The organism is Pseudomonas graminis, from assembly GCF_900111735.1.
GTDB classification, from domain to species: domain Bacteria; phylum Pseudomonadota; class Gammaproteobacteria; order Pseudomonadales; family Pseudomonadaceae; genus Aquipseudomonas; species Aquipseudomonas graminis.
In genome coordinates, this window is record NZ_FOHW01000010.1 from 97,313 (window position 1) to 111,417 (window position 14,105).

Below are 14,105 nucleotides of genomic sequence, written 5' to 3' on the forward strand. Positions count from 1 at the left end.
AACAGTGGAAGAACGACCAGAGCCATGCTCATCAAACCTCCAGCAGACGACGAACGCGTTCCAGGTCTTCAGCGGTGTCTACGCCGGCCGGGGGCGCCTCAAGGGCGTCGGCCACATGAATGCGCACGCCGTGCCAGAGTGCACGCAACTGCTCGAGGTTTTCGGTGTTTTCCAGCCAGCATGGGCCCCAGCTGACGAAGTCGTGGAGGAACCCGGCGCGGTAGGCATAAATGCCGATATGGCGGCGATACGGCACGCCTTGCGGCAGCTCGTCGCGGGTCTTCGCGAGCGCATCGCGAGCCCAGGGCAGCGGCGCGCGGCTGAAGGTCAGCGCCAGGCCATTGAGGTCCGAGCAGACCTTGACCACGTTGGGGTTGAACAGCGATGCCACGTCCTCGATCGGCTCGGCGAGGGTCGACATGCGCGCTTCAGGGTGCGCGGCGAGGTTGTCGGCGACCTGATCGATCACGGCGGGCGGAATCATCGGTTCGTCGCCCTGGACGTTGACCACGATGGCGTCGTCGGCCAAACCCAGCTTGGCGGCGACTTCCGCCAGGCGGTCGGTGCCGGAGTTGTGATCGTCGCGGGTCATCAGCACTTCGGCGCCGAAGGCCTGGCAAGCCTCAACGATGCGCTGATCATCGGTGGCAACCACCACACGCTCTGCGCTGCTCTTTCGCGCCTGTTCCCAGACGTGCTGGATCATCGGCTTGCCGGCGATGGTTTTCAGCGGCTTGCCCGGAAAGCGACTCGAACCGTAGCGCGCCGGAATGACAACGGTAAACGCTGCGGTCATTTGTCCAGACGCTCGTCGGTGGTGAGGGTCCGCGCTTCGCTTTCCAGCATTACCGGGATGCCGTCGCGAATCGGATAGGCAAGGCCGGCGCCTTTGCTGATCAGCTCGGTTTTGTCGGCGCTGAGCTTGAGCGGACCCTTGCAGATCGGGCAGGCAAGAATGTCGAGCAATTTGGTGTCCATAAGAAATCCTGAGCGAGTCATGGCAAAAGACGGGTTAACTGCGAATCGAACCAACTGACGAACGCCGGCGAAGGCACGGCTTCCACGGCCAGGTACCACCAGTCCGGTGCGGCGAAGGATGCGCATTTGACGGCGTCCTTCTCGGTCATGACCACGGGCAATGCCGGGGTGAACGACAGTGCCTGGGCACTGAACACGGCGTGGTCGGCGAACGCATGTGGAACAGGCCGCCAGTGTAGTCCTTCGAGGGTGTTGAAGAAACGTTGCGGATTACCGATCCCGGCCACCGCATGGACCTGCTGCCCGGGCGGGAAATGATCGACCGGCCGGCGTTCACCGGTGACCAGGTTGACCAGCGCGGAGGGCTTGAGCTGAAACGCAAAGCCGTCTTCGCGATCCGCGGCCGCGCCGTTGTAAAGCAGCGCATCCACGCTGTGCAGCCGCTCCACCGGTTCGCGCAACGGGCCCGCCGGCAGGCAGCGGCGATTGCCGAGGCCGCGGACGGCATCGATCAGGACCAGTTCGAGGTCGCGGTTCAGGCGATAGTGCTGCAGGCCGTCGTCGGAAAGGATGAGATCGAGGGACTCTTCAGCCAGCAAGGTGCGCACGGCTTGCGAGCGGTCCGGGTCGATCATCAGCGGCACGCCGGTGCGGTTGACGATCAGTAGCGGCTCATCGCCCGCGTGCTCCGGGGGCTGTTGCGGCAGTACCCGCCAGGGCAGGCTCGGGGGCTTGGCGCCGTAACCCCGGCTGACCACACCGACGCGCAGCCCGCGCGCCCGGCAATGGTCGATCATCCAGAGAATCAGCGGCGTCTTGCCGGTGCCGCCAATGGTGATATTGCCGACGACCACGACCGGGACGGGCGCTTGATAGCTGTTGCCCTGCCCTGCAAGAAAACGCGCGCGCTTGCGGTTCACCACGCGCCGGTACAGGCATTCGAGCGGGCGCAGCAGCGCCAGCGCCGGATGGCCTTTGTACCAGGCGTCGAGCAGTCGGTCCGTGAATGCCATCAGTTAGCCGATGCGGCCTCGACGGTGGTCATGCGCAAATGAGCGAAACCGAGCTTGCCGGCGGCGTCCATGGCGGTAATCACCGCCTGATGGGGCGTCTTGCCATCGGCGCTGATCGACAGCGGCAGACTGGTGTCGCCCTCGGATTCCTTCTGTAGGGCATCGATGAGGGTTTCCAGTTTGCTGTCGCCCAGCAGGGTGTTGTTCACCGAATAAACGCCGTCGGCATTGATGGTGATGTCGAGGTGTTTTTTGTCGACGTCATCGGCCGAAGCACCGGTGACTGCCTGGGGCAGGTCGACGCGCAGCTGGGTTTCCCGGGTGAACGTCGTGGTCACGACGAAGAACAGCAGGAGGATGAACACCACGTCGATCAGCGACACCAGATTGATGTCGATGGTCTCCCTGGGCTTGCGACGGCGGAATTTCACTTCTTCTTGCCCTCGCCACGCGCGGCAGCCTTGATGTCGGGCTTGGCGTCGGTGAGGTCGACGTCACGATCGCCCTGCACGACTTCCACCAGCTTGATTGCTTCCTGTTCCATGCCGACCACCAACTCGTCGACCCGGCTTTGCAGATAGCGGTGAAAGAAGATCGCGGGAATCGCGACGGTCAGGCCCGAGGCGGTGCAGATCAGCGCCTTGCCGATACCGCCGGCGAGCATACCGGCGTTGCCGGTCATGCCGCTGCTGGTGAATGAGCTGAAGATATCGATCATGCCGAGGACGGTGCCCAGCAGACCCAGCAATGGCGCCATGGCAGCGATGGTGCCGAGTGTTGCCAGGTAGCGCTCGAGCTCGTGAATGACCCGGGCCGCGGCTTCCTCGATGCACTCTTTCATGATCTCGCGACCATGACGGGAATTGGCCAGACCGGCGGCGAGGATTTCACCCAGCGGCGAGTCGGCGCGCAGCTCCTTGAGCTTCTCGGCGCTCAGCTGGTTGTCCTGAATCCAGCGCCACACCTGGCCGAGCAAATGCGGCGGTGTGATGCGACTGGCGCGCAGGGTCCAGAGGCGTTCAATGATGATTCCGGCGGCGGCAATGGAACTCAAAATGATCGGCAGCATCATCCAGCCACCTGATTTGACCAGCTCCCACACAGCGTCCACCCCCTGAAAAAAAGTGGCGCCACTCTAACATAGCGTCGGCGCCTCGCCGAACGTGTCGATGAATAACCCTCCCTTTCAATCACGCCAGAAGCGTCGCGTCCTGCGTTCTGCCCAAGCTTCTTCGTAGGCGCCCAACTGCAGGGTGATGGCGCCCAGTTCTGCGCTGTCGTGAATCTCCATCCCTGACCACGCGTACCGCGACATCACTAGAGGATGGGGATGACCGAACGCATTATTGCGGCCGCGGGAAATCAGCACATCGCGCGCCCCGACCGCGCGCAGGAACGCCCGGGACGAGGAGCTGCGACTGCCGTGGTGAGGAGATTGCAGCCATTGGGCGCGGACGTCGAACCCGTCGTCGAGCATCGCGCGTTCCGCCTCGACGTCGATATCACCGGTGAGCAACAGCCGCTCGCCATTGGCTTCGACGCTGAGCACGCAAGAGGCTTGATTGCCCTCGGCGGCTTGCTCCCATATCCAGGTGGAGAAATTGACCTCATCCCACGTCCATGTTTCTCCGTTACGGCAGGACTCGGCTGACAACTCGGCAGGCATGCGCCCTACGTCACCCGCCAGCACTCTTGCAACCGGCAGGCCTTTTCGAACGGCGGCGGCGCCACCAGCGTGGTCGGAATCGGCATGACTGAGCAGCAGCGTATCCAGCTGTCTGATTCCGGCGCGGCGAATGGCCGGCAACACCACGCGCTCGCCGATATCGAAATCACCGAAACGCGGCCCCGCGTCATACAACAGTGTGTGGTCGCGGGTGCGCAGCAGAATGGAGAGCCCCTGCCCCACGTCCAGTTGCAACACTTCGACTTGCCCGGCGGGAACGGTTTTCTGCGGCGGGAAGACGCACAGCAACAGCATCGGCCAGCCCAACGGCCGCATGGGCACGCCTTTGGGCAGCAACAACAGCGCGGCGCCGAGCAGGCTGAGCGGCCAGACCCACACCGGCACATGCGGGCCGGTCCAGGCAGGGGCGAGATCGGCCATGAACGTCAGCCATCGAAACAGGCCGTCCATCGCGCCGCCTGCCAGCCACAGCAGGCTTTCGCCGATGAGCGGGATCGCCAGCAGCAGCGTCCCGAGCAACGCCAGAGGCAAAATCAACAGGCTCACCCACGGCACGGCGAGCAGATTGACGGCCGGGCCGCTCACGCTCACCGGCAGGTTCAGCGCCAGCAGCACCGGCAGCAGCCCCACCGCGATCAGCCATTGCGCGCGGGTCCAGCTCTGCAGCCAGCTCCACCGCCCGAGTCGCCCGCTGAAAATCAGCATCAGGATGGCGACGGCCAGAAACGACAGCCAGAACCCCGGCCGCAACGTGATCAGCGGCTCGGCGATCAGCACCAGATTCAGCGCTAGCAACAGCGGCCACGTAGTGCCCAGATGGCGGAAACGCAGGCGCCAGACCAGCACCAGACCCAGCATGATGACAGCCCGCTGCACCGGCACTTCAAAGCCCGCCAGCACGCCGTAGGCCAACGCGCCCGCGAACGCCGCGATGCACGCCGAGGGCAGCCAGGGCAGAAACGGCGGCCACGCGCCCCATCGGGCCAACCCCGCGACGAGGCCGTAGAGCAAGCCGGCGAGCAGGCCGATGTGCGTTCCGGAAATGACCAGCAAGTGAACCGTTCCGGTGTCCTGCAGGACTTGCCAATCGGCGGCGCTCAGTCCGGAATCGTCACCGAGCACCAAAGCAGCCAGCCCGCCCTGTCGCCCCTGAGCATCCACACTGAGCAGGCGCTGGCGAATCCCGTCGCGCCAGTTGCCCCGGGCCGGTTCAAGCAACTGGCCGTCCACCACGGTGCCGGTGGCGCCAATGCGCTGGGCCAGCAGCCACGCCTGGTAATCGAAGGCGCCGGGATTGACCAGTCCACCGGGTCGCTTGAGCTTGACCGCCAGACGCCAGCGCTCGCCGCTGCTGATCGGCGGACCGCCATACCAGCCAATGCGGATCTGTTCGGGCAACTGCGCGCGTCGTGATACGGGATCATCCAGCTGAAACCGCACCACGCCGTCGATTGTCTGCGGCAGCCCGACGACGCGGCCTTCCAGCCAGAGCGTCTGCCCGTCGAGGCGCTCGGCCAGTCGGTCGTCCAGCGCCGACGACGCCGAGACGCAGGCCCAGGTCAGGCCGAGCAGGTAAAACGCCAAGGGGTAGGTGCGAAACGGCAGCAGCATCAGCGCCATCACGGGCATCGCCAGCAGCAACCAGACCGGCGGTAATGCGGGCAAAAATCGTAGCGTCAGCAATCCGAGTGCGAGGGCGAGCATCCCTGTGCGCATGAGGCTTTCCTTGTCTGCGGGTGAAATCGACCTCCATGGCTTAGTCGATGCCCCGGCACGCGCGCTTATTAATTGTCACAAAGTCTGAATTTGCGTTTGCGACTATCCGTGCATACTTCCCCGAATTTCCCGCCCACATCCCCGGATTCCCGTATGCCACGTCACCTGATCAAGCGGTACATGCCCGATCCGAACAGCATCCGGGAACACAAATCCTTACGCTTTCTTGGCTCTCTTCTGCACGATCCCAACCTCTGGCACCTCAATCGACATTCCGTGGCACGCGCGATGGGGATCGGGCTGTTCGCCGCTTTGATGCCGATGCCGTTGCAGATGCTGCTGGCCGCCGTGCTGGCAATCTGGGTGCGGGCCAATATGCCGATCGCCGTCAGTCTGTGCTGGCTGACCAATCCGCTGACGATGCCGCCGGTGTTCTATTGCACCTATAAAATCGGCGCACTGCTGATGGGTTTGCCGCCGCGGCATTTCCCGGACGAACTGAGCTGGGACTGGATCAGCGGACAGCTGTCGACCTTGTGGCAGCCGTTTTTGCTGGGATCGGTGGTTGCGGGGATTGTGCTGGGGGTGGCGGGGTATTTCGGGACGATGGCGTATTGGCGCTGGTGGGTCGGACGGCAGTGGAAGGCGCGCAAGGCTAAACGCCAATAGCAAGGACACAGGAAATGATCGTTCCCACGCTCCGCGTGGTAATGCCTCTTATGACGCTCCGCGTCACTGGCAACGCAGAGCGTTTGGGGGCGGCATTACCTCGCGGAGCGTGGGAACGATCGTTCTGAAATCCGTTACTGACGCATCCCGCGCCCGCTCACCAGGAGCCGCGCGCAGCCGAGGTACAGCACGATGGTCGCAACGACCATGAACGCCAGGGCGATGCTGATCTTGATGTCCGACACGCCGAGAATACCGAAGCGAAACGCGTTGACCATGTGCAGCACCGGGTTGGCCAGCGACACGGTTTGCCAGAACGGCGGCAGCAGGTTGATCGAGTAAAACACCCCGCCCAGGTAGGTCAACGGCGTCAGCACAAAAGTCGGGATGATCGAAATATCATCGAAGTTGCGCGCAAACACGGCGTTGATGAAGCCCAGCAGCGAGAAAATCGTCGCGGTCAGCAGCACCACGATGATGGTGATGCCCAGGTGATGCACCTGCAGGTCGGTGAAGAACATCGACAGCATCGTGACGATCACCCCCACCGCCAGCCCGCGCAGCACGCCGCCGATGGTGTAGCCGATCAAAATGGTGTGCGGCGACACCGGCGAAACCATCAACTCTTCAACCGAACGCTGGAACTTGGCACCGAAGAAGCTCGAGACCACGTTGCCGTAGGAGTTGGTGATCACCGACATCATGATCAGGCCGGGCACGATGTACTGCATGTAGGTGAAGCCACCCATGTCGCCGATCTGCCGACCGATCAGGTTGCCGAAGATCACGAAGTACAGAACCATGGTGATCGCCGGCGGCAGCAGGGTCTGCGGCCAGATCCGCATAAAACGCCGGACCTCACGGTAAACAATGGTGTTCAAGGCAATCAGATTGGGGCGCAGCTCCGAGCTCATATCGCCACCTTCGCCAGATTCTTCTCGACCAGACCCACGAACAACTCCTCAAGGCGATTGGTTTTATTGCGCAGGCTCAACACCTGGATGTTCTGCAGGGACAACTGACTGAACAGCGAGGTGATGCCGATGGTTTTGTCGACCTGCACCTCCAGCGTCTGGTTGTCCACCAGTTTCACCGGATAGCCGTTGAGCTGAGGCGCCGCTTGCAGCGGATCGCGCAGGTCCAGCAGGAAGGTCTCGACGGTCAGTTTGTTGAGCAGCGTCTTCATGCCGGTGTTTTCGATGATCGTGCCGTGATCGATGATGCCGATGTTGCGGCACAGCTGCTCAGCCTCCTCCAGGTAATGGGTGGTGAGGATGATGGTGATGCCTTTCTCGTTCAGCTCGGTGAGAAAGGTCCACATCGAACGGCGCAGCTCGATGTCAACGCCGGCGGTAGGCTCGTCGAGGATCAACAGACGCGGCTCGTGAATCAGTGCGCGGGCGATCATCAAACGGCGCTTCATGCCGCCGGACAACGAACGGGAAGGCACATCGCGCTTGTCCCACAGCCCCAATTGGGTCAGGTACTGCTCGGCACGCTCTTTGGCGATCTTCGGCGGAATGCCGTAATAACCCGCTTGGGTCACGACGATGTCGAAGGTCTTCTCGAACTGATTGAAATTGAATTCCTGCGGTACCACGCCGATCGAGCGCTTGAGCTGCGCCGGATTGCGATCAAGGTCGTGGCCGAAAATGTTCACCGTGCCGCTGGTCTTGTTGACCAAGGTCGAGATGATCCCGATGGTGGTGGATTTGCCGGCGCCGTTGGGGCCGAGCAATGCGAAGAAATCACCCTCGGCGACGTCCAGATCAATGCCCTTGAGGGCCTGGAAACCGTTGCCGTAGGTCTTGGTTAGCTGCCGGATGGACAGAGCTGAACTCATGACTGAACACACACCAATAGAAATGAAAAGGGAAGATAAACGAATACGAACGTGCAGTTGCCGGGCTCAGCGGCGCGCTGACATTTACCGTGCCGCGCAGCTGGAATATCAGGCGCGACACAAGGCTACAAATGCAGCGGCCGCAATGTTGCGGGCCGATGCCGCCCAAGTACAGCGACATCGGTTGATAGTCAGTATTAACTCGACACGGGCTTAACTCAGGTGAGCGCGGTCATCACGGCCTTCTGATACGCCGGACGCTGCTGCAAACGTTCGTACCAGGCTTTGAGGTGGGGCAGCTCAAGGCGTTCAATCGGCATTTCGAACCAGGGATAAGCGAAGCAGCCCAGAGGAATGTCACCCACGCCGAATTCGTCGCCCGAGAGGTACGGCTGATGCGCCAGTGCTGCGTCAACGATGACCAGCAGGCGCTCGACCTCGGCTTTCGCCGCGTTGATCTGCGTCCAGTCCTGTTTGTCGGCTGGCGTGCGTAATACGCCCCAGAACACAGGGCGGAAGGGGCCGGCGAGCGTCGAGGTGGTCCAGTCCATCCACTTTTCAGCCTGGGCACGCGCTTTGGGGCTGGCCGGATAGAGAGCAGAGTCCGGCGCGTATTGCGCGGCCAGGTAGCGAACGATGGTGTTGGACTCCCACAGCACGAAGTCGCCATCTTCGATCATCGGCACCACGCCGTTGGGGTTCTTCGCCAGGTACTCGGGCTGATCGTTGATGCCAAAGGCGCCGCCGGCATTCAGCGACTCGTAGTCGAGCCCCAGTTCCTCGGCGATCCACAATGCCTTGCGCACATTGGACGAGTTCTTGCGGCCCCAGATCTTCAACATGTTGTCATTCTCCGTGTGGTCAACGAGCGATGAGTGGCGTTTGCGGCGGGCCACAGTCTACTCCGGGATGCGGGTGTTCAAGCCACAACTTCCTGCGCATCGGCCAGCCCCCGAACTCCCTTGGTAGCACGGGGTCACTATCGATGCGCGGACCAGAGCGGTCGACTGCGCAGCCGGTCGCGCTTATCGCGCCGTCATCATGGAGGGCTGTTTATGTTGTTGCTGTGGATCGTAGTGTTGGTGGTTGGCGTGGCCTGGCTGGCCCATCGCAGAATTGCGCCCTTCCCCGCTTTGGGCATCGTCGCCGTGTACCTGCTGGCAATGGGCGCGTTCAGCCATGCCCACGGCTGGATGGTCATCCCATGGGTGTTGTGGCTGGGCGTCGCGTTGCTGCTGGCGCTGCCGGACCTGCGCCGCAAACACTTCAGTGCGCCAATGTTCTCGTGGTTTCAGAAAGTGCTGCCGCCGATGTCCGCTACCGAACGCGACGCCATTGACGCCGGCACGGTGTGGTGGGATGGCGAGCTGTTCAGCGGCCGACCGGACTGGAACACCCTGCTCAGCTACCCTAAGAGCACGCTGACCGACGAAGAGCAGGCCTTCCTTGATGGCCCAACCGAAGAACTCTGCGCCATGGTCAGCGACTGGGAAATCGGTCAGGCCATGGACCTGCCGCCAGAAGCGTGGGCCCATATAAAAGAGCACGGCTTCTTTGCTTTGATCATTCCCAAGGAATACGGCGGCAAGGGGTTCTCGGCCTACGCCCACTCGCAAGTGGCGATGAAGCTGGCGACCCGCAGCGGCGATCTGGCCTCCACCGTGATGGTGCCCAACTCGCTGGGCCCGGCAGAGCTGCTGTTGCATTACGGCACCGATGAGCAGCGCAATCACTACTTGCCACGCCTGGCCCGTGGCGACGAGATCCCGTGCTTTGCATTGACCGGCCCGCTGGCTGGCTCCGACGCAGGGGCGATGCCGGACACCGGCATCATCTGCAAGGGCCAGTGGGAAGGGGAGGAAGTCATCGGCCTGCGCCTGAATTGGGAAAAGCGCTACATCACCCTTGGCCCGGTGGCTACCCTCCTCGGCCTCGCCTTCAAGGCCTACGACCCTGAGCATCTGCTGGGCGAAGAAGTAGACCTGGGCATTACCCTGGCGCTGATTCCGACCGACACCGCTGGTGTCGAGATCGGTCGTCGTCATGTGCCACTGGGCGCGGCGTTCATGAACGGGCCGAACTCCGGGAAGGACGTGTTCATTCCGCTGGAATACCTCATCGGCGGCCAGGACATGCTTGGCAAAGGCTGGATGATGCTGATGAATTGTCTGTCGGTCGGGCGTTCGATTTCCCTGCCTGCAGTCGGTACCGGCGCCGCGAAGTTCACCAGCCTGGTCACCGGCCAGTACACCCAGGTTCGCGAGCAGTTCAACGTACCCCTGGCAGCGTTCGAAGGGATTCAGGAATCCCTCGCGCGAATCGGCGGCAACGCCTGGCTGATGGACAGCGCACGCATCCTGACTGCCAACGCGGTCGACCTGGGCGAGAAGCCTTCGGTGCTGTCGGCAATTTTGAAATACCACCTGACCGAGCGCGGCCGCGAGTGCATCACCCACGCGATGGACGTGCACGGCGGCAAGGGCATCATCATGGGCCCGAACAACTATCTGGGCCGCTCGTGGCAGGGCGCGCCGATCTTTATCACCGTGGAAGGCGCGAACATTCTCTCGCGCAACTTGATGATCTTTGGTCAGGGCGCCATTCGTTGCCATCCGTTCGTGCTGAAGGAAATGGCCCTCGCCGGTCGTCAGGATCATGACCGGGCGGTGGTGGAATTCGACGGCCTGCTGATGCAGCACATTGGTTTCGCCGTGCGTAACGCGGCCAGTACGCTGGTGTTGAACCTGGGCCTTGGGCATTTCGAAAGCGTGCCGGGCGATCGCCTGAGTCAGGGTTATTTCCGCGCGCTGAACCGTCAGGCGGCCGCTTTCGCAATGCTGGCTGATCTGAGCATGATGCTGCTGGGCGGCGAACTGAAACGTCGCGAGCGTCTCTCGGCACGCCTGGGCGATGTGCTGAGCCACATGTACCTGGCGTCCGCCGCGCTCAAGCGTTACCACGATCTGGATTACCCCGAAGCACTGGCGCCGCTGTTTTGCTGGTCCATGGAAGAAGCGCTGGGTGAGTCGGAGCGTGCGCTGGACGAGTTGCTGAGCAATTTCCCGAACTGGATTCTCGGCGGGCTGCTGCGGGTCATCGTGTTCCCGTTCGGCCGTCGCCACAAAGGGCCATCGGACCGGCTTGATGCCCAGGTCGCGGAGATCCTTGGTCGCGCCAAAGGCGACCCGGCGCTGGAATCGGTGCTTGCCGGTTGCTATCGCCCGACCGACTCAGAGGATCCGGTCGGTGCGTTGCAGCACGCGAGCGACTTGCTCAGCGGCGCCAAGGCTATTCGCGGCAAACTTCATCACGCGGTGAAAAGCGGTCAGGTCAAGCCTGAAGGAGGCGCGCATCTGATCGACGCCGCGCTCAACGCGGGCGTTTTGCAGGCAGCGGAAGCGGAAACCTTGCGCGCTGCAGAGGCGGCGCGCCGCAAGGTGATTGATGTGGATGATTTCGACAAGGAGGAGCTGGTCGCCACCGAAGGCAAAATCCGCTGATTAATTGAGGCAAACCCTGTAGGAGCGCGCTTGCCCGCGATTGCGGTGGGTCAGCACCATAAACGTTAGCTGACACGCAACATTCGCGGGCAAGCGCGCTCCTACAGGCGCTGCCCACGACTTACGTCTACATACACCGCTCTGGCGAATTGTCCTACACTCCTTGGTAACAACAAGAAAACACCAAGGGGACGCATCATGATCGACCAACGCCTGACCCATCGCTGCCTGCTCTCCGAAATCGCCTCGGGGGAGGATCTTTCCAGCGGCAAGCCAACACAAACGCTGCAAACCCTTCTGATGATGGGCTTCGTCACCCGTCTGCCCAGTCCCGACCGGACCTTTGCGCACCTCGCCCTCACTGAAGCAGGCCACCGGTATCTGGCCGGGTTGTGGCATTGAGATAGCCGCAGGCGGCGGGGCCCTCTATACTCCCGCGCCTGTTTTTGTCTCTGAGGGCTTCATCATGGCCGACGCCAATCTCGACCACATCATGAATCTGCTGTTGCATTTGCGCGGCATCCTGGTCGCGCTGGGAGAGGCCGAGCAGGTCCCCGAAGAAAGTCATGCGCTGTTTCTGGAGCGGTACGATGAGTTGCTGACGCTGTTGCCGGCTGATCCGATCGAGAGTCAGTATCTGGGGCAGGATTTGTTGTGTCAGGTGATTCAGCGTTATCCGCAGATTGCGCATTTGGTGCCGCGGGATTTGTTGTGGTTTTTTGCGGGCGATTGTCTGCATTTCATGCCGGACGATGAGATTGATTTGTATACGGCGCTGGAGGAGCGTCGCTTTGAGGCGATGGAGAACGATGAGCCGTTTGACTGGAATCAGGAGAAGCAGTTGTTGGCGATGTCGCAGTCTGAGTCCAAGCATTGATCTGAAGCTATCCGGATCAACATCAAGAGCGTCCGCCTGGGGGCGTACTGTTTCGCCTTCGGCGAGTTACTTGGAAAAGCACCCCAAGTAACCAAGGGTGCTTGCTCCTGGCTAGGTCCCTCCTCCGTCGGGATACCCTCACTCCGACGACGCTCCGTGGGCCCGCGCCGAACGGACATCCATGTCCTGACGGCGCTCTCGCCGCATCCATGCGGCTCGACCCACTGCGCATCGTCTGCGTTCGGCCTGCGCCCAAGTCGCGTTCTGCGGTGTCTGGACCTTCTGCGTATGAAGATCAAGATCAAGATCAATGGCAGATCAAAGGCTTCCCGTCTGAACCCGGTCCTACTGACTGCACGGGCTGCTCTTCGTGGGACCGGCTTTAGCCGGGAAGCTTTTGATGCAGATCGTTCCCGCGCTCTGCGTGGGAATGCATCCTGTGACGCTCCGCGTCATGCTTGAGCTTTACCGTAAACATCCAGCCAACAAAACATTTCCTGATCTTACCGCCGAGCTAAATGCATATTTTTTATAATTAGCTTAGCGCCAAATCGAATTTCACAGACCCTTCGCTTGCCCCTATGTTGCTGACTTGCCCACGCGTGTCCTCTCGCGTCGGTTGGCCCATCAGTACAAGGAGTTGTCATGAGCGTCGAGTTCATCGGTTATATCGCTACCCAGCCTGGATCGGAAATTCATCCTCGCAGCGGGACGGCCGTTCAGCCTGAGTATGTCGAGAAAGTCGCCCGAGCCCATGAAGAGGCCGGCTTTGACCGGGCACTGGTCGCTTATCACTCAAACAGCCCGGACAGCGCGTTCGTGGCGTCGTACGCGGCCAGCGTCACGACAACATTGAAGTTTCTCGTCGCACACCGGCCGGGGTTTATCTCACCCACCGTCGCCGCTCGGCAATTCGCTACGCTGGATGTGTTCACTGGCGGGCGTATCGCTGTGCACATCATCACCGGCGGCGACGATCAGGAGCTGCGCGCTGACGGCAGTTTCATCGGTAAGGATGAGCGCTACGCCCGCACGGACGAGTACCTCGGCGTGGTGCGCCAGGAATGGACGGCCGACAAGCCGTTCGATCATCAGGGAGATTACTACCGGTTCGAGGGCGCTCATTCGCTGGTCAAGTCAGCGCAGCAGCCTCACATTCCGCTGTATTTCGGGGGTGCCTCGCAGGCGGCGCTGGAAGTTGCGGGCAAACACGCTGATGTCTATGCGCTGTGGGGCGAGACCTACGAGCAAGTCAGGGACATCGTCAAACAGGTGCGGGCCGAAGCCGCCAGGCATGGGCGGACGGTGCGTTTCAGTTTGTCGTTGCGGCCCATTCTGGCGGAGACGGAGGAAAAGGCCTGGGCGCGTGCAGACAGTATTCTGGAGCGGGCGAAGGCCTTGGCCCAGGCGTCAGGGATCGAGCGTCGCGAGCCGCCGAATGAAGGTTCGCGGCGTTTGCTGGACGCCGCGGCCAAAGGCGCGCGCCTGGACAAACGCTTGTGGACCGGCATTGCCGGGTTGCTCGGCGCGAAAGGCAATTCCACGGCGCTGGTGGGTACCGCAGAGCAAGTCGCCGAGGCGCTGCTGGATTATTACGATCTGGGGATCACGACGTTCCTGATTCGCGGTTTTGATCCGCTGGAAGATGCGGTCGATTACGGCAAAAAGCTGATCCCGCTGACGCGCAAACTGATCGCGCGACGCGAGCAGGAGAAGAACGAAAAGGTGGCGTGAACAAAGGCTGTGGCTCACGGTTCCTGCTAACGGCGCTTTCATTCGCGAATCAGCGCATTCCAGTGCGGTGTCATGACAGGCCCTGCGC

At 61.8% G+C, this 14,105-nt stretch carries 15 protein-coding genes; 6 read left to right on the forward strand and 9 right to left on the reverse strand.

What is annotated here, in order from left to right; genetic code table 11:
* Positions 1-31: 31 nt before the first annotated feature.
* The 6 genes from kdsB to BMY98_RS10085 form a co-directional block, all read right to left on the reverse strand.
* Entirely contained in the window at positions 32-796 is a 765-nt protein-coding gene (kdsB, locus tag BMY98_RS10060; protein WP_074888161.1) for a 3-deoxy-manno-octulosonate cytidylyltransferase, read from the reverse strand.
* Positions 793-978: a Trm112 family protein gene (locus BMY98_RS10065; RefSeq protein ID WP_003174668.1), complete on the reverse strand. Its 186-nt coding sequence runs from the start codon at positions 976-978 to the stop codon at positions 793-795. The genes kdsB and BMY98_RS10065 overlap by 4 nt, the downstream gene beginning before the upstream one ends.
* Positions 979-995: 17 nt before the next feature.
* Positions 996-1,991, reverse strand: a complete 996-nt coding sequence (gene lpxK / locus BMY98_RS10070; protein WP_074888163.1) for a tetraacyldisaccharide 4'-kinase — start codon at positions 1,989-1,991, stop codon at positions 996-998.
* Positions 1,991-2,422 carry an ExbD/TolR family protein gene (locus BMY98_RS10075; RefSeq protein ID WP_065993112.1) on the reverse strand — a complete coding sequence of 144 codons (432 nt, stop codon included), beginning with the start codon at positions 2,420-2,422 and terminating at the stop codon, positions 1,991-1,993. The genes lpxK and BMY98_RS10075 overlap by 1 nt, the downstream gene beginning before the upstream one ends.
* Complete coding sequence (locus tag BMY98_RS10080) at positions 2,419-3,093, reverse strand: MotA/TolQ/ExbB proton channel family protein (protein WP_074888166.1); 675 nt, start codon at positions 3,091-3,093, stop codon at positions 2,419-2,421. The genes BMY98_RS10075 and BMY98_RS10080 overlap by 4 nt, the downstream gene beginning before the upstream one ends.
* An 84-nt stretch (positions 3,094-3,177) precedes the next feature.
* A complete protein-coding gene (locus BMY98_RS10085) occupies positions 3,178-5,394 on the reverse strand; it encodes a DNA internalization-related competence protein ComEC/Rec2 (protein ID WP_074888168.1) in 2,217 nt (738 codons plus the stop codon).
* Between the two features lie 153 nt (positions 5,395-5,547).
* Here BMY98_RS10085 and BMY98_RS10090 point away from each other — a divergent pair, with 153 nt between their 5' ends.
* Complete coding sequence (locus tag BMY98_RS10090; protein ID WP_074888169.1) at positions 5,548-6,063, forward strand: DUF2062 domain-containing protein; 516 nt, start codon at positions 5,548-5,550, stop codon at positions 6,061-6,063.
* Between the two features lie 134 nt (positions 6,064-6,197).
* Here the strand turns inward: BMY98_RS10090 and BMY98_RS10095 are convergent, their stop codons facing one another.
* The 3 genes from BMY98_RS10095 to BMY98_RS10105 all read right to left on the reverse strand — a co-directional run bounded on the left by BMY98_RS10095 (position 6,198) and on the right by BMY98_RS10105 (position 8,748).
* Positions 6,198-6,977, reverse strand: a complete 780-nt coding sequence (locus BMY98_RS10095; protein WP_065993104.1) for an ABC transporter permease — start codon at positions 6,975-6,977, stop codon at positions 6,198-6,200.
* Complete coding sequence (locus BMY98_RS10100; RefSeq protein ID WP_074888172.1) at positions 6,974-7,906, reverse strand: ABC transporter ATP-binding protein; 933 nt, start codon at positions 7,904-7,906, stop codon at positions 6,974-6,976. Before BMY98_RS10100 ends, BMY98_RS10095 begins: the two co-directional genes overlap by 4 nt.
* Positions 7,907-8,124: 218 nt before the next feature.
* Positions 8,125-8,748 carry a glutathione S-transferase family protein gene (locus tag BMY98_RS10105; protein WP_074888320.1) on the reverse strand — a complete coding sequence of 208 codons (624 nt, stop codon included), beginning with the start codon at positions 8,746-8,748 and terminating at the stop codon, positions 8,125-8,127.
* A 213-nt stretch (positions 8,749-8,961) separates the two neighbouring features.
* Here BMY98_RS10105 and BMY98_RS10110 point away from each other — a divergent pair, with 213 nt between their 5' ends.
* The 5 genes from BMY98_RS10110 (at position 8,962) to BMY98_RS10125 (ending at position 14,017) form a co-directional block, all read left to right on the forward strand.
* A complete protein-coding gene (locus BMY98_RS10110) occupies positions 8,962-11,406 on the forward strand; it encodes an acyl-CoA dehydrogenase (protein ID WP_074888176.1) in 2,445 nt (814 codons plus the stop codon).
* A 198-nt stretch (positions 11,407-11,604) separates the two neighbouring features.
* Positions 11,605-11,808: a helix-turn-helix domain-containing protein gene (locus BMY98_RS10115; RefSeq protein WP_074888180.1), complete on the forward strand. Its 204-nt coding sequence runs from the start codon at positions 11,605-11,607 to the stop codon at positions 11,806-11,808.
* A 64-nt stretch (positions 11,809-11,872) separates the two neighbouring features.
* Entirely contained in the window at positions 11,873-12,283 is a 411-nt protein-coding gene (locus BMY98_RS10120) for a PA2817 family protein (protein ID WP_074888183.1), read from the forward strand.
* Positions 12,284-12,683: 400 nt separating this feature from the next.
* Entirely contained in the window at positions 12,684-12,818 is a 135-nt protein-coding gene (locus BMY98_RS27795) for a hypothetical protein (protein ID WP_281248164.1), read from the forward strand.
* Positions 12,819-12,928: 110 nt separating this feature from the next.
* Positions 12,929-14,017, forward strand: a complete 1,089-nt coding sequence (locus tag BMY98_RS10125; protein WP_074888185.1) for an LLM class flavin-dependent oxidoreductase — start codon at positions 12,929-12,931, stop codon at positions 14,015-14,017.
* Positions 14,018-14,105: the final 88 nt, after the last annotated feature.

Excerpts from the sequence above, each read along its gene's own strand:
- kdsB (WP_074888161.1), bottom strand. The coding sequence starts at position 796 with ATGACCGCAGCGTTTACCGTTGTCATTCCGGCGCGCTACGGTTCGAGT.
- BMY98_RS10065 (WP_003174668.1), bottom strand. The coding sequence starts at position 978 with ATGGACACCAAATTGCTCGACATTCTTGCCTGCCCGATCTGCAAGGGT.
- lpxK (WP_074888163.1), bottom strand. The coding sequence starts at position 1,991 with ATGGCATTCACGGACCGACTGCTCGACGCCTGGTACAAAGGCCATCCG.
- BMY98_RS10085 (WP_074888168.1), bottom strand. The coding sequence starts at position 5,394 with ATGCGCACAGGGATGCTCGCCCTCGCACTCGGATTGCTGACGCTACGA.
- BMY98_RS10090 (WP_074888169.1), top strand. The coding sequence starts at position 5,548 with ATGCCACGTCACCTGATCAAGCGGTACATGCCCGATCCGAACAGCATC.
- BMY98_RS10095 (WP_065993104.1), bottom strand. The coding sequence starts at position 6,977 with ATGAGCTCGGAGCTGCGCCCCAATCTGATTGCCTTGAACACCATTGTT.
- BMY98_RS10100 (WP_074888172.1), bottom strand. The coding sequence starts at position 7,906 with ATGAGTTCAGCTCTGTCCATCCGGCAGCTAACCAAGACCTACGGCAAC.
- BMY98_RS10105 (WP_074888320.1), bottom strand. The coding sequence starts at position 8,748 with ATGTTGAAGATCTGGGGCCGCAAGAACTCGTCCAATGTGCGCAAGGCA.
- BMY98_RS10110 (WP_074888176.1), top strand. The coding sequence starts at position 8,962 with ATGTTGTTGCTGTGGATCGTAGTGTTGGTGGTTGGCGTGGCCTGGCTG.
- BMY98_RS10115 (WP_074888180.1), top strand. The coding sequence starts at position 11,605 with ATGATCGACCAACGCCTGACCCATCGCTGCCTGCTCTCCGAAATCGCC.
- BMY98_RS10120 (WP_074888183.1), top strand. The coding sequence starts at position 11,873 with ATGGCCGACGCCAATCTCGACCACATCATGAATCTGCTGTTGCATTTG.
- BMY98_RS27795 (WP_281248164.1), top strand. The coding sequence starts at position 12,684 with ATGCAGATCGTTCCCGCGCTCTGCGTGGGAATGCATCCTGTGACGCTC.
- BMY98_RS10125 (WP_074888185.1), top strand. The coding sequence starts at position 12,929 with ATGAGCGTCGAGTTCATCGGTTATATCGCTACCCAGCCTGGATCGGAA.